Here is a 14,246-nt window from a genome sequence, read left to right on the forward strand (position 1 = left end):
AAGGCATCCTGTTGTTATCCCGGCCTCGAGCCGGGAGGGGGTCAGTGATAGCGGCGGATGAGGCCGACCAGCTTGCCCTGTACCTCGACCTGATCCGGGCCGAAGATGCGGGTTTCGTAGTTGCGGTTGGCGGGTTCCAGCGCGATCGAGCCGCCCTTCTTGCGCAGACGCTTCAGGGTGGCTTCCTCGCCTTCGACCAGGGCCACGACGATCTCGCCCGACGAGGCGGTGTCGACGGATTTGATGATCACCAGATCGCCGTCGAGGATGCCCGCTTCGATCATGGAGTCGCCCTCGATCTCGAGCATGTAGTGCTCGCCCGCGCCCAGCATGGCCTCGGGGACGGGATAGCGGGCGGTCTCGTGCTCGATGGCGGCGATCGGCGTGCCGGCGGCGATCTTGCCCATCAGGGACAGCTCGCGGGTGTCGTTGGCGGGTTCGGCGGCGAAGGCGCGGCCACCGCCCTCGATGACGCCGGGCGTGAAGCCCGATCGCCCACGCGGCGAGCCGGCTGTGGCCTGTTCGGGCAGTTTGGTGACTTCCAGCGCCCGGGCGCGGTGGGCAAGGCGGCGGATAAAGCCGCGTTCCTCCAGGGCCGTGATCAGCCGGTGAATGCCCGATTTGGACGCCAGATCCAGCGCCTCCTTCATCTCGTCGAACGAGGGAGACACGCCGGTCTCCTTGATGCGCTCATGGATGAACATCAGGAGTTCGTGCTGTTTGCGTGTGAGCATGGCGTCGAATCGTCCAGAACAAGGCGTGAACCGTTGCCGATGTTCTGTAAGTGTTCTTACCTAATGTCAACTTAACGGGGGAGGGGTTGGGCCTTATTCCGGTGGGAGAGGGATTAAGCGTACCGCGGCGCAGCCGTCGTTCTCGCGCCCAAGAGTGAGGGGCTTCCGACCGGGGGCGGCTTTGCCGCTTCGACAGCCGACCCTCATCCGGCGCTGCGCGCCATCTTCTCCCAACGGGAGAAGGACTTATGACAGCAGCTTACGCGTTTCCGCCTCGACGTCGAACTGTCGCATCAGGCTCTCGCCGACGAGGATGGCTTGGGTTTGGGCGACGGACACCCGCGCCACGTCGTCCGGGGTAAAGATGCCGCTCTCGGCCACCAGCAGAGCGCCGACGGGGCTCTGCGCGGCCAGCCGTTCGGTGACGGCCAGGTCGACCTCGAAGGTGCGGAGCGAGCGGTTGTTGATTCCCACCAGATCGCCGCCCAGCTTGCAGGCGCGGGCCATCTCGGCCTCGTCGTGGGTCTCGATCAGGGCGTCCATGCCGAGGCGGCGGGCCTCGGCCAGCAGGTCGGCGGCGAGGGCGTCGTCGATCATTGCGAGGATGATCAGGATGCAGTCGGCGCCCAGCGCGCGGCTTTCGGCCACCTGCCACGGATCGACGAGGAAATCCTTGCGCAGGCAGGGCAGGGTGGTCGCGGCGCGGGCGGCGACGAGGAAGGCGTCGTCGCCCTGGAAGCTGGGGCCGTCGGTCAGGACCGACAGGCAGGCCGCGCCGCCCCGCTCATAGGCCAGCGCGATGGCGAGCGGATCGAAATCGGCACGGATCAGGCCCTTGGAGGGGCTGGCCTTCTTGATCTCGGCGATCAGGGCGGGGCGGCCGGGCGCGGCGCGGCGTTCGAGGGCGGCGCGGAAGCTGCGCGGGGCGGAGGCCTGACGCGCCAACGCCTCGACGGCGTCCTGCGAGGTCGCGGCCTTTCGTGCGGCCACGTCGATACGCTTGTAGGCGGCGATGCCGGCCAGAACGTCGCTCACGCGGGGTCTTCTTCGATGACGGTATTGGTGGCTTCGACCAGATCGGCCAGGGCCTTGGCTGCACTACCGTCGTCTATGACGGCGGCGGCCAGTCTCGCGCCCTCGGCCAGATCGGAGGCGCGGTCGGCCACGACCAGGGCGGCGGCGGCGTTGAGCAGGACGATGTCGCGATAGGCGCCGCGCTCGCCAGCGAGCATGGCGCTCAGGGCGCGGGCATTCTCTTCGGCGTCGCCTCCGCGCAGGTCAGCGATTGAGGCGCGGGGCAGGCCGGCATCCTCGGGCGTCACGGTGAAGCGCCGGACGGTGCCGTCCTTCCATTCCGCCACCTCGGTCTCGCCCGTGGTGGTCAGTTCGTCGAGGCCCTGTCCATGGACGGTCCAGGCGCGGGTGGCGCCGAGCCGACCCAGCACCTCCGCCAGAGGCTCCAGCAGGCGCGGGTCATAGACGCCCATCACTTGACGCTTCGCACCAGCAGGATTAGATAGAGGTCCCAGAAGATTGAAAACAGTACGGAATCCTATCTCGGCCCTTACCGGCCCGACGTGGCGCATGGCCCCGTGGTACGCGGGGGCGAACAGGAAGGCGATGCCGGCATCGTCCAGCGAGCGGCGCTGCTGGGCGGGCGTGGCGACGAGGTTGACGCCGAGGGCGGCCAGCACGTCCGAAGAGCCGGACTTCGAACTCAGGGCGCGATTGCCGTGTTTGGCGACCTTGAGGCCCGCTCCGGCCAGCACCAGCGCCGCCGCCGTGGAGATGTTGAAGGTATGCTGGCCGTCGCCGCCGGTGCCGCAGGTGTCGATGACGTCATGGGGGTGATCCAGCGTCAGCGCCGCGTCTCGCATCGCCCCGGCGAAGGCGGCGATCTCGTCCACCGTCTCGCCGCGAATGCGCAGCGCCGTCAAGGCGGCGGCGACCTGAGCGGGGGTGGGTTCGCCGCGCAGGCAGGCGGCGAAGAAGTCGCGCGCCTCGTCGCTCGACAGGACGCGGCCCTCGACCAGCTTCGCCAGAAGGGGCTTGAAGCCGTCAGCCATCAGCGGAAGTCCAACCTATAGACTCTCGAACTCCCGCTCATCCCCGCGAAAGCGGGGACCCAGTGGTTTGGGCGACCGGTGCCGACGGTTTCGTTCCGCCGGTGGTCCAAGACGAAGTGCGCTACAAAAGGACTGGGTCCCCGCTTTCGCGGGGATGAGCGGTGAGGGAGAGGGAGGGCGGCCATCAGACCATCGCCCGGCGCTTGATGTTCGCGAGGTCGAGAAAGTTGGCCAGCAGGTCGTGACCGTGTTCGGTGGCGATCGACTCGGGATGGAACTGGACGCCGTGGATCGGCCGGGTCTTGTGGGCCAGGCCCATGATTTCGCCGTCGGCGGTCCAGGCGGTCACCTCCAGCGCGGCCGGAAGGGTTTCGCGGCGGACGGCGAGGCTGTGATAGCGGGTGGCGGTGAAGGGCGAGGGCAGGCCGCGAAACACGCTCTTGCCCTTGTGTTCAATCGGCGAGGTCTTGCCGTGCATCAGGCTCTTGGCGCGAATCACCTCGCCGCCGAACGCCTGCCCCATGGCCTGATGACCAAGGCAAACGCCGAAGATCGGCATGTCCAGCGGTGCCGTGTCGATCAACGACAGGCAGATTCCAGCCTCATTCGGCGTACAAGGGCCGGGCGACAGCAGGATCGCCTCTGGCTTCAGGGCGAAGGCCTCGGCGGCGGTCAGGTCGTCATTGCGCACGACGCGCGTCTCCGCGCCCAGTTCCGCGAGGTAATGGACGAGGTTGTAGGTAAAGCTGTCGTAGTTATCGACGACGAGGATCATGGTCCGGCTTCTAGGGTCTGGCGACGGCCACGCCAAGCCGCTGCGGCGCTAAGGTCGCGTTAACCAAATCCCGCTGAAGTGTCGGGGTTCAGCGGAGCGTTCCCATGGCCGACGACACCATCGCCAAAGCGCGGACCCTGCTGGCCCCTGTGGCTCGACCGGCCAACCCCTATTCGGCGCTCGCCGCCGCGGCCCTCGCAGCTACGGCCGCCTTGCTGATGGCTGGGGTGATGGTGCTGGGACCGGGGGTGCGGTTCGAGGAGCCCGGCACCGTTTCGACGCCGCAGTGATCCAGAGCCTGATCCTGGAGCCTAATCGGTTTGGACGCGATCACGTCCAAACCGATTGCGCTTTAGCGATTGCCGAACGGATAGCGCCAGGCGTCGGCGGCGGCCCGCATCGGCGCGTGAGCCTTGGCTTTCGTCTCGGCATATTCGCTGGCGGGGTCGCTGTCGGCCACCACGCCGGCGCCGGCCTGGACCAGGATCTGGCCGTCGGCGAACAGCGCGGTGCGAAGGACGATGCAGATGTCAGCCTCGCCGTTCGCTGAGATGTAGCCGACACCCCCGCCGTAGCCGACCCCGCGCTTGTGGCTCTCCAGCTCGTCGATGATCGCCATTGCCCGTACCTTGGGCGCGCCCGACAGCGTGCCTGCGGGCAGGGCCGCAAGAAGCGTATCGACGGCGTCGAGGCTAGGATCGGCCTGGCCCTGAACATCAGAAACAATATGCATCACAGAGCTGTAACGCTCGACCTTGAAGCTTTCGGTGACCTCGACCGTACCCGGTGTCGATACACGCCCAACATCGTTTCGGCCCAGATCTAGGAGCATGAGGTGTTCGGCCAGTTCTTTCGGGTCAGCCAGAAGTTCGGCCTCCAGAGCGCGGTCCGCCTCGGGCGTCTCGCCCCGGGGACGCGTGCCGGCCAGAGGCCGGATGGTGACGCGCCCGTCCTTCAGCCGAACCAGAATTTCCGGACTCGATCCGGCGAGCTGGAAGTCCCCGAAATCGAGGAAGAACAGATACGGCGACGGGTTCTGGCGACGCAGCGAGCGGTAGAAGGCGAAGGGATCTTCGGACCAGGCGGCCGAGAAACGGTGGCTGAGCACGACCTGGAAGACGTCGCCGGCGGCGATATAGGTCTTGGCCCTTGCGACCATGGTGGCGAAGGCCAGCTCGTCGACGGGCGACGCAAAGTCGGGGGCCGCGACCGGGGTCGGCGTCGGAATCGCGGGCAAGGGCGCGCGCAATTCGGCTTCGAATTGATCCAGACGGGCGGCGGCGACGTCGAAGGCCTGTCGGGCCGACGCGCCGTCGTCGGGATAGGTGGCCGATACCAGCACGATCTCGTGCCGCACCGAATCGAAGATGGCGACCAGCGTCGGCCGGGTCAGGACGGCGTCCGGCAGGTCCAGAGGATCCGGATTCGCGGGGCCCAGCGGCTCGAGCAGCCGCACCATGTCATAGCCAAAAACTCCAAACAGTCCCGCGGCCATGGGCGGCAGGCCGTCGGGCAGGGCGAAGCGCGACGCCGCCATCAGGCCGCGCAGGGAGGCCAGGGCATCCGCGCCTTCCGGGACGAATCCGTCGCTCTCGACGGCCGGTCCGCGCGCGAGCTCGGCCCGGCCGTCGCGGCAGCGCCAGACGACATCCGGTTCGCGCGTGATAATCGAATAGCGGCCGTTGACGGTGCCGCCTTCGACGGATTCGAGCAGGAAGGCGTATCGCCGCCCATGCCCGACCTTCAGGAAGGCCGAGACGGGCGTCTCCAGATCATCGACCAGCCGACGGACGACGACCTGGGGTCGACCCGTGGCCCATCCATCAGCGAAGGCGGTCCAAGACGACGTGGCGTCGTCCCGTCCGGTCATTGGCCGGCGGGGCGGGCGGGAGCAGGCGTGGCAGCTTCCGGAGTGGCGGCCGCCGGCATGGCCTGCACGCCCAGAGCGACGCGGGCCGCATCCTCGTCAAACCCGGCCTTGACCCGCATGGCGGCGGAATCGACCGTGCTGCGCAGGAAGGACTCGGCGACGTTGCCTGCCAGTCGCTGACGCCACTGCTGGGCCTCTGGTGCGGCGAGGGCGGGCGAGGGGGCTGTGATCCGGTCCACACGGCCCAGAGCGATACCGCCGTCCTGTTGCTGCTGCGAGAAGGGCTGGCCGCGTTCGGCGTTGAACAGACCGCCGAGCACGCCCTGGCCGAGCTCGGCGAGCGTTTCCTGGTTCTGGCGGACGCTGGCGCGGGTCGTCACAGTGGCGCCGACCGAGGCGGCGACGGCGTTGATGTCTTCGCCGCGACGCAGGCGAGCGGACAGGGCATCGGCGCGGGCAGACAGCAGGCGCGCGTTCTCGCCGGCCGTCCAGGCCTGGGTCAGCTGCGGACGGACCGAATCCAGAGCCGGCAGGCCTGCGGGGACGACGTCATCGACGCGCACGACAAAGTATTGGCCCTCGCCGGCCGAGACGACTTCGCTGGCGCGGCCCTTGGTCACCTTCCACATCGCTTCAAGAAGCTCGGCCGGAGCATTGACCTGCTGGCCCGCGCGGTTCTTGCCGTCCTGCGTGACGGCCGGGACCGCAATGATGCGGGCGCCGACCTGGGCGACGGCCTGCTCCAGGCTCTTGCCCTCGCTGCGGGCCAACTCATAGGCCTCTACGCGGGTGGACACCTGGGCGCGAACTTCCTGGCCGCGAAGCTCTTCGACGATCTGGCTTCGGACGTCAGCGAGGGTGACCTCGCGGCCCGGCGTCACGGAGGCGACGCTGGCCACGACGAAGCCTATGCGAGCCTGAATCGGGGCCGAAACCTGATTGGCGGCCAGGCCGAAGACGGCGGCGGAGACGGCCGGGTCGCTGATCGCGCTGCGTGGCGTGTCGGCGTAGGCGGCCGGCTGCAGATTGTTGGCCCGGCCGACAGCCGACGGCGTCTGGCCGGCGCGCAGGGCGGCCGCGATCCGGTCAGCCGCAGCGCGATTGGGGGCGGTCAGGGTGGTGAAGGTCCGACGCTCGGACAGGGACAGGGCGTCCTTGCGGAAGTTGAACCGGGCCTGAATCTTCTCTTCGCTGATCGCGACGTCGCCTCCGGCGGAGTCATTGAAGATCACCAGCGAGGCGGTGCGGAACTCGGGGCTGGTCAGGGCGGCCCGGTTCTGGCCCATGAACGTCGTCAGCTGGGCGTCGGTCGGGGCGGCGGCCGAACCGGCCATTGCCGGGGTGACCACGAACCAGCTTCCGCCGCGGGCCTGCTGGGTCTGATTGGCGATCACGGCGCCGTAGATGCGGGGCATGCGCGCGCCGGCGGCGACGGCCGAGCCGTAGTGCGTCTGGATATATTCGTCGCGGAACTGTTGCTCGAGCATGGCCGGAGTCATCTTGGCGTCGGCCAGACGGGCCTGATAGGCGGTCTCGTCGAACTTCTGGGTTACCGGATCGAAGAAGGCTTCGATCTCGCGGATCTGGCGAAGGACCAACTCCTTGCCAGGGCGAATGCCGGCGTCCGAGGCCCAGGCGAGGAAGCCCAGCTCCTGCGCGCGCTGACCGAACGCCGGGGCGAAGCTGGGGTCGGAGGCCAGTTGCTCGACCGTCATGGCCTGGCCGGAGCGCTGTTGGTTCTGGAACCGGATCTGTTCGACCATCTGGCGGAACTCGGTCTGGTCCAGGCTGCGGTCGCCTGCGGCGATAACCTGCGGCGGACGCAGGGCGCCCAGCACGTCCATCTGGGTGCCGCCGGTAATGATCAAGCTGAGCGCCAGTAGGGCCAAAAGGCCGATCGCCCACTTCGACTTGGCGAAATTGCGGAACAGGGTGATCATTCGGGTCGGTCCTGGCGGATGAGCGGCGACGAGGGTCTCTTCGGCCTATAGGGGGAGACGCCCCCACGCGGCAAGACGGTGGCGACGAACGTGCGTTCGGCGCGTCTTGGCTTGGAGGGTGGCTTTGCCTAGACAGGCGGCATGAAACAATCCGTGAAACTGATCGCCGGCAACTGGAAAATGAACGGCCTGGCGGCGAGCCTGGCCGAGGTCGAAACGCTGAAATCCCGGCTGGCCGAGGAACCTGCCGCGTGTCGCGTCGCCCTGTGTCCGCCCGCGACGCTGATCCACCGGCTGGCGCAAACGGTCGCGCACAGCGCGATCGAAGTGGGCGCACAGGATTGTCGCGCCGAAACTTCAGGCGCTTTCACCGGCAGCGTTTCCGCCGCGATGGCGCGGGATGCCGGGGCGACGCTGGTCATCCTCGGCCACTCCGAGCGCCGTCAGGAATTCCGCGAGAGCGACGCCCTTGTCGCCGCCAAGGCCGTGGCGGCCGTCGAGACGGGACTATCGCCCATTGTCTGCGTCGGCGAGACGCTGGCGCAACGCCAAGCGGGGCAAGCGGTCGACGTGGTTCGGACGCAGGTTATGCAATCCCTTCCGCTGGTTCTGGCCGCGACGCCTTTCGCCGTCGCCTATGAGCCTGTCTGGGCCATCGGCACGGGCCTGACGCCGACCCTGGAGCAGATCGAGGAGGTCCACCGCGCCGTGCGAGCGGCGATGATCGAGCGGCTGGGGCTGCCCGCCGGCTGGATGCCCATCCTGTACGGCGGCTCGGTCAAGCCGGACAACGCCGCCGAGATCCTGGCCGTGCCCGAAGTCGGCGGGGCGTTGGTGGGCGGGGCGTCGCTGATCGCGGCGGATTTTCTGGGGATCATCCGCAGGGCGTCATGAGCTGGCTGGTGATGGGTGGCTGGGCGGAACTCACCTGACACCACCCTCCGTTTGCTCCCACCCGTCATCAATGTTAGACGCCGCCGCTTGATCGGCGCGGCCTCGCGCCACACATATCGGCTGCCATGCTCCAGACCATTCTCCTCGTCGCCATGATCATCATCTCGGTCGCGCTCGCCGCCGTGATCCTGCTCCAGCGCTCCGAAGGCGGCGCGCTGGGCATGGGCGGAGGCCCGTCGGGCTTCATGACGGCGCGCGGCGCCGGTAACCTGCTGACCCGGACGACGTCGATCCTGGGCATCCTGTTCTTCCTGTGCGCGGTCGGCTTGACCATCTCGGGCAACGTCAGCCGCGCCGACCGGTCGATCGTGGATGTGGACGCCATCGGCGAACTGGCCACGCCGCCTCCCGGCCAGACGCCCGCGGCCGCCACGCCGGAGACGCCGGCCCAGACAACCGGTCCGTCGCTGCAAGACCTCGAGTCGAGCCTGTCCGGCGGCACGACCGCCGCGCCGGCGCCGGCCCAGCCCGCCCCGGCCCAGTAAGGATGAGCGGGGACCTTATCCCCGCCTTCCGCTCCCGCCCTCAAAGTCTCCAGTCTGCTGCCGCCGAATCGGCGGTAAGGTAACCTCCCATGGCCCGTTACGTGTTCATCACCGGCGGCGTGGTCTCCTCATTGGGAAAAGGCCTCGCCTCCGCCGCTCTCGGCGCGCTTTTACAGGCGCGCGGCTACAAGGTGCGCCTGCGTAAGCTCGACCCCTATCTGAACGTCGATCCGGGTACGATGAGCCCTTACCAGCACGGCGAAGTCTTCGTGACCGACGACGGGGCCGAGACCGACCTCGACCTGGGCCACTACGAACGGTTCACGGGCGTGTCGGCGGCCAAGTCCGACAACATCACGACGGGCCGCATCTATTCGACGATCCTCGAGAAGGAACGCCGAGGCGACTATCTGGGCGCGACGGTGCAGGTGATCCCGCACGTCACCGACCAGATCAAATCGTTCTGCCTGACCCCGGCCCTGACCGACGACGGCGCAGAGGTGGACTTCGTGCTGGTCGAGATCGGAGGCACGGTGGGCGACATCGAGGGGCTGCCCTTCTTCGAGGCTATCCGCCAGCTGGGTCAGGACCTGCCGCGCGGCCAGTCCTGCTTCGTGCACCTGACTTTGCTGCCGTTCATCAAGACCGCCGGCGAGATGAAAACCAAGCCGACGCAGCATTCGGTCAAGGAGCTGCGCTCGATCGGCATCCAGCCAGACATTCTGCTCTGCCGATGCGAATTTCCGATTCCAGCCGAGGAGAAGCGCAAGATCGGCCTGTTCTGCAATGTCCGCGCGACGGGCGTGATCCAGGCGATGGACTCGGACGACATCTACGCCGTGCCGCTGGACTATCACCGCGAGGGGCTGGACGCCGAGGTGCTGGCCCATTTTGGCATGACCGACGCCCCGGCGCCCGATCTGTCGATGTGGCAGGAAATCGCCCGCCGGCGGCTTCATCCAGACGGCGAGGTCACCGTGGCCGTGGTCGGCAAATATACGGTGCTGAAGGACGCCTATAAATCCCTGATCGAGGCCCTGCATCACGGCGGGGTGGCCAACAACGTCAAGGTCAACATCGACTGGGTCGAGGCCGAGACCTTCGAGGGAGACCGCGAGGCCTGCGACGATCGTCTGCAGTCGGCCCACGCCATCCTGGTGCCCGGCGGCTTCGGGGAGCGGGGCTCGGAGGGCAAGATCGAGGCGGCCCGCTTCGCCCGCGAGCGCAAGATACCCTATTTCGGCATCTGTTTCGGCATGCAGATGGCAGTGATCGAGGCGGCCAGGAACCTGGCCGGCTATCCCAAGGCCTCATCGACGGAGTTTGGCCCCACGACCGAGCCCGTCGTCGGCCTGATGACGGAATGGACCCAGGGCAACGAAAGGGTCCTGCGGCAGCAAGGCGGCGATATGGGCGGCACCATGCGGCTGGGTGCCTATGACTCGGCGTTGAAGCCGGGGTCACGGATTGCCGAAATGTACGGCTCGACCACCATCAGCGAGCGGCATCGCCACCGCTACGAGGTCAACATCAACTATCGCGACGCCATCGAGCAGAAGGGCGGACTGATGTTCGCCGGCCTGTCTCCCGACGGCGTCCTGCCTGAGACGGTCGAGCGCGATGACCATCCCTGGTTTATCGGCGTGCAGTATCACCCGGAGTTGAAGAGCCGTCCGTTCAAGCCGCATCCGCTGTTCGCGGGCTTTATCGAGGCGGCGGTTGTGCAGAGCCGGCTGGTTTGAGGTCGTTCAACGCTCGGGCGAGAGATCGATCGCCCTGAAGCTGGACGTGTCGGTCTTTTGGGGCGGCGTGATCGTCGCGCCGTCGAAGGACTGTCTGTGCCGACAGCGCAAGCATACCGTCGTACCGGGTATGCTTCGGCTGTCCACGAACAAATGACCCTTGTGTTTGCAGCGCAGACCTTCAAACATCTTCAGCCCCCCGGACCCGATAACAGTGTTCGATCAGGCGTTGGTAATCAAGCTAATTGACCTTTGTGCGGTCAAAAAGCAGGCATGACGCGGCTGACGACTGTTCTGGAAGCTACCATTCTCGCCAAGGTCCAAAGAACTCTTGTTGGGACTGAAGGCGCGCGAGTGGCATAGGTTTCACCAGTCATAAAAAAGAGCGCGGACGTGAGCGGCATGCATCTGAACTTCATTGGCGGGGAATGGATGCATGGGTCCGGCGGCGCCGTTAACCTGAATCCTTCCGATCTGGACAATGCCGTCGGGGAGTATGCGCGAGGCGACGCCGCTCAGGCCGCTCTGGCCGTGGACGCCGCGCGCGCGGCGTTTCCGGCTTGGGCTATGCGGAGTCCGCAGGATCGCGCGGACATCCTGGACCGCGCGGGGACCTTGATCCTGGAACGTCGCGAGGCGCTGGGACGCTTGCTGGCGAGCGAGGAGGGCAAGATTCTGCCCGAAGCCGTCGGCGAGGTGGTTCGTGCGGGCCACATCTTCAAATTCATGGCCGGGGAGGCGTTGCGGCTGACCGGCGAGCGGATGGCCTCGACCCGCGTCGGGGTGGACATCGAGATCACGCGCGAGCCCGTCGGGGTCTTCGCCCTGATCACGCCCTGGAATTTCCCGATCGCCATTCCAGCCTGGAAGGCGGCGCCCGCCATGGCGTTCGGCAACGTCGTCATCCTCAAGCCGGCGGATGCCACACCAGGCTGCGCCTGGGCCCTGGCCGAGATCCTGGCCGAAGCGGGCGTGCCCGCAGGGGTGTTCAATTTGGTCATGGGACCCGGCAGAGTGATCGGCGACGCCCTCGTCGACCATCCCGGCGTTGACGGCGTCAGCTTCACGGGATCCGTGGCGACCGGCCGCGCGGTGGCCTCGAAATGCGCGGCGCTGGGCAAGCGGGTGCAGTGCGAGATGGGGGGCAAGAACCCGCTGGTCGTCCTTGATGACGCGGACCTGGGCAAGGCGGTCAACGCCGCCTTGAACGGTAGTTTCTTCTCGACCGGCCAGCGCTGCACCGCCTCGTCGCGCCTGATCGTGACCGCGGGAGTCCACGATCGCTTCGTCGCCGCCCTGACGGACGCCATGAAGGCGCTGAAAGTCGGTCCTGCGCTCGACCCCACCAGCCAGATCGGCCCGGTCGCCGATCAGGCCCAGTTCGACAAGGACCGCGACTATATCCGGATCGCGGCCGAGGAAGGCGGGCGCGTGATCGGCGGCGAGGTCGTGACCGCCGACACCAGGGGACTGTTCCTGGCCCCGGCTCTGGTGCTGGACACCACGCCGGAGATGCGGATCAACCGGGAAGAGGTCTTCGGTCCCGTCGCGGGCGTCATCCGCGTCGCTGACTACGAAGAGGCTCTGGCCGTGGCGAACGCCACCGAATTCGGCCTGTCCGCAGGCATCTGCACCGAAAGCCTGACGAAGGCCCGCCACTTCCTGCGGCACGCCGAGGCGGGCATGGTCATGGTCAATCTGCCGACGGCCGGGGTCGACGCCCACGCCCCGTTTGGTGGACGCAAGGCCTCCAGCTTCGGCCCGCGCGAGCAGGGTTCGTACGCCCGCGAGTTCTACACGACGGTCAAGACGGGCTACGTGGGCTGATTGGCGGTGGAGCGTGCAACGGGTTACCGGATCTCGCCATCCGTCCAAGTTATCCGCCCCGATCGGCGGTGCAAGCCGTTCGGGCTGAAAAGGACATTGACCGGACATCGTCATTCGCGGCCAGTCCCCGCAGCTTCGCGAGCCGGAAGCCGGTTTGGTCAGGATGCTCCCTCGTTTGACGAATCCCCGCTCCCGACACAGGGTAGTTCGCCAAATTCAGTGGGCTTTGGGAGGTGCAATGGGTCTGAATCATACAGGTCTGGCGGCGCTGTCACTGGCGATTGGTCTATGTCTCACGGCCTGTGCCGCGCCCGGATCTCAGCAGCCGCCCTTCGGACCCAGAACCGGCGCATGGTCACTCGCGGACGGGCGGATCGTGGCGATCTCGCCGTCCTCCGAAGGAACCCTGCGCTGGCGACCCCTGGATGGCCGGACTGCGCGTCTGGAAGGTGACGGCGGCTCCGTGACCGCGACCAGCGGCTGGACCGCCGAGGCCGACGCCACGCCGTTGACGTTCGGCGACGGCGCGCGCGGACTCGTCAGCTTCGACCGGCAAAGCGCGACCCGGCTGGAACTCGACATCGTCGAAACACGGTTCGAAAGTGCCGGGGAAACCCTGGCCGGTCGGCTCGTCCTGCCACGCGGCGGTCTGGCCGTGCCGATTCTGGTCGAGGTTCATGGCTCCGAGCGGAGCAGCGCCCTGACCTACAACGCCATGCAGCAGCTCGGACCGGCCTCCGGCGTCGGGGTCTTCGTCTACGACAAGCGTGGTACGGGTGGCTCGACAGGCGAATACACGCAGGATTTTTCGGTGCTGGCCGACGACGCGGCGGCGGCGGTGCACGAGGCGCGCCGCTTGGCGGGAAGGCGGGCGGGACGAGTGGGGCTGCACGCGGGCAGTCAGGGCGGCTGGGTCGCGCCCTTGGCGGCGGGCCTCACGCCAGTCGAATTCGTGATCGTCGGCTTCGGCCTGACCGAGAGCCCTCTCGAGGAGAACCGGGCCGAAACCATACAGGACGTCGCCGAGGCCGGGTTCGACGCGGAAGCCCAGCGCAAGGCCGGAGAACTGGCAGACGCCGCAGGCGTGGTGATCGCGTCCCGCTATCGATCCGGTTATGCGGAACTGGGCCGACTCAAGCGCCGGTATGGCGATGAACCGTGGTTCGCCCATGTAAAGGGCGAGTTCACAGGCGAATTGGTCCGCTATCCCCCGTGGGTCCTCCGCATTTTTGGACCATCGCGCGATGTCGGAACGAGTTGGGACCACCAGTCAGAACCGCCGCTGAGGGCGCTTGAGGTGCCGCTGTTATGGATGCTTGCGGGGGCCGATCGGTCGGCGCCGCCGGCGACGACGCGCGGGCTCCTCACCCGCTTGATTAGCGAGGGCCGCCGCATCACCCTGGCCGACTTCCCCGAAACGGACCATGGCATCATCACCTTTCGTCCCGGGGCCAAAGGCGAGCGCGTTCAGACCGGCTATGCGTCGGGCTACTTCCCGATGATTCTGGATTTCGCCCTCGATCGCCCGCTGGTCGCGGGGGCGTATGGTAACGCGGTCTTGACCGGCGCGTCGATACGGGGGCGACCCCCGAAATAAAGACCCCCCTTATTCAGAACGATGGCGGTGCTGTCAGGCAAACTCTAAATCGTCTCCGGTTTGGGCCTGATGGCCAGGAGGCGAGGTGAATCCGGTCAAGTTCAAGCGTCATCGGTTCCGCTTCCCAGTCATGAGGTCCGTCCTTCAAAAAGGTAGAGCCCACCTTAGCCTGCTGTCCGAAACTCCGGCGCCACCTCGGTAATCCGGCGCTGGACACCCGAGGAATGGGTTCGGAACCGACATTTCTGGCTTCTAG

At 67.1% G+C, this 14,246-nt stretch carries 12 protein-coding genes; 6 read left to right on the forward strand and 6 right to left on the reverse strand.

Features of this window, described 5'->3' with window-relative positions:
- Positions 1-41 precede the first annotated feature (41 nt).
- From lexA to ACESMO_RS06105, 4 genes are all read right to left on the reverse strand, one after another.
- Positions 42-734: a transcriptional repressor LexA gene (lexA, locus tag ACESMO_RS06090; protein ID WP_372707273.1), complete on the reverse strand. Its 693-nt coding sequence runs from the start codon at positions 732-734 to the stop codon at positions 42-44.
- A 246-nt stretch (positions 735-980) separates the two neighbouring features.
- Positions 981-1,769, reverse strand: coding sequence for an indole-3-glycerol phosphate synthase TrpC (trpC, locus tag ACESMO_RS06095; protein WP_372707274.1), 789 nt, complete (start codon positions 1,767-1,769; stop codon positions 981-983).
- A complete protein-coding gene (gene trpD, locus ACESMO_RS06100; protein ID WP_372707275.1) occupies positions 1,766-2,800 on the reverse strand; it encodes an anthranilate phosphoribosyltransferase in 1,035 nt (344 codons plus the stop codon). The genes trpC and trpD overlap by 4 nt, the downstream gene beginning before the upstream one ends.
- A 184-nt stretch (positions 2,801-2,984) precedes the next feature.
- Positions 2,985-3,575: an aminodeoxychorismate/anthranilate synthase component II gene (locus tag ACESMO_RS06105; protein WP_372707276.1), complete on the reverse strand. Its 591-nt coding sequence runs from the start codon at positions 3,573-3,575 to the stop codon at positions 2,985-2,987.
- Positions 3,576-3,679: 104 nt separating this feature from the next.
- On the opposite strand from ACESMO_RS06105, the gene ACESMO_RS06110 reads away from it, so the two are divergent.
- A complete protein-coding gene (locus tag ACESMO_RS06110) occupies positions 3,680-3,865 on the forward strand; it encodes a hypothetical protein (RefSeq protein WP_372707277.1) in 186 nt (61 codons plus the stop codon).
- Between the two features lie 62 nt (positions 3,866-3,927).
- Here the strand turns inward: ACESMO_RS06110 and trpE are convergent, their stop codons facing one another.
- Entirely contained in the window at positions 3,928-5,445 is a 1,518-nt protein-coding gene (trpE, locus tag ACESMO_RS06115; protein ID WP_372707278.1) for an anthranilate synthase component I, read from the reverse strand.
- Complete coding sequence (locus ACESMO_RS06120) at positions 5,442-7,385, reverse strand: peptidyl-prolyl cis-trans isomerase (protein WP_372707279.1); 1,944 nt, start codon at positions 7,383-7,385, stop codon at positions 5,442-5,444. The genes trpE and ACESMO_RS06120 overlap by 4 nt, the downstream gene beginning before the upstream one ends.
- A 141-nt stretch (positions 7,386-7,526) precedes the next feature.
- Between ACESMO_RS06120 and tpiA the strand changes: the two genes are divergently transcribed.
- The 5 genes from tpiA (at position 7,527) to ACESMO_RS06145 (ending at position 13,990) form a co-directional block, all read left to right on the forward strand.
- On the forward strand, positions 7,527-8,279 hold the full coding sequence (gene tpiA / locus ACESMO_RS06125; RefSeq protein WP_372707280.1) for a triose-phosphate isomerase: 753 nt from the start codon (positions 7,527-7,529) through the stop codon (positions 8,277-8,279).
- Between the two features lie 125 nt (positions 8,280-8,404).
- Positions 8,405-8,824 carry a preprotein translocase subunit SecG gene (gene secG, locus ACESMO_RS06130; RefSeq protein WP_372707281.1) on the forward strand — a complete coding sequence of 140 codons (420 nt, stop codon included), beginning with the start codon at positions 8,405-8,407 and terminating at the stop codon, positions 8,822-8,824.
- Positions 8,825-8,913: 89 nt separating this feature from the next.
- Positions 8,914-10,566, forward strand: coding sequence for a CTP synthase (locus ACESMO_RS06135; protein WP_372707282.1), 1,653 nt, complete (start codon positions 8,914-8,916; stop codon positions 10,564-10,566).
- A gap of 402 nt (positions 10,567-10,968) precedes the next feature.
- Complete coding sequence (locus ACESMO_RS06140; protein WP_372707289.1) at positions 10,969-12,393, forward strand: aldehyde dehydrogenase family protein; 1,425 nt, start codon at positions 10,969-10,971, stop codon at positions 12,391-12,393.
- 463 nt (positions 12,394-12,856) lie between these two features.
- Entirely contained in the window at positions 12,857-13,990 is a 1,134-nt protein-coding gene (locus tag ACESMO_RS06145; protein ID WP_372707283.1) for an alpha/beta hydrolase family protein, read from the forward strand.
- The last annotated feature ends 256 nt before the right edge of the window (positions 13,991-14,246 follow it).

It is taken from the genome of Brevundimonas sp., from assembly GCF_041688735.1.
Classification (GTDB): Bacteria; Pseudomonadota; Alphaproteobacteria; order Caulobacterales; family Caulobacteraceae; genus Brevundimonas.

Coding starts and splice junctions, on each gene's coding strand:
- lexA (WP_372707273.1), bottom strand. CDS start 734: ATGCTCACACGCAAACAGCACGAACTCCTGATGTTCATCCATGAGCGC.
- trpD (WP_372707275.1), bottom strand. CDS start 2,800: ATGGCTGACGGCTTCAAGCCCCTTCTGGCGAAGCTGGTCGAGGGCCGC.
- ACESMO_RS06105 (WP_372707276.1), bottom strand. CDS start 3,575: ATGATCCTCGTCGTCGATAACTACGACAGCTTTACCTACAACCTCGTC.
- ACESMO_RS06110 (WP_372707277.1), top strand. CDS start 3,680: ATGGCCGACGACACCATCGCCAAAGCGCGGACCCTGCTGGCCCCTGTG.
- trpE (WP_372707278.1), bottom strand. CDS start 5,445: ATGACCGGACGGGACGACGCCACGTCGTCTTGGACCGCCTTCGCTGAT.
- ACESMO_RS06120 (WP_372707279.1), bottom strand. CDS start 7,385: ATGATCACCCTGTTCCGCAATTTCGCCAAGTCGAAGTGGGCGATCGGC.
- tpiA (WP_372707280.1), top strand. CDS start 7,527: ATGAAACAATCCGTGAAACTGATCGCCGGCAACTGGAAAATGAACGGC.
- secG (WP_372707281.1), top strand. CDS start 8,405: ATGCTCCAGACCATTCTCCTCGTCGCCATGATCATCATCTCGGTCGCG.
- ACESMO_RS06135 (WP_372707282.1), top strand. CDS start 8,914: ATGGCCCGTTACGTGTTCATCACCGGCGGCGTGGTCTCCTCATTGGGA.
- ACESMO_RS06140 (WP_372707289.1), top strand. CDS start 10,969: ATGCATCTGAACTTCATTGGCGGGGAATGGATGCATGGGTCCGGCGGC.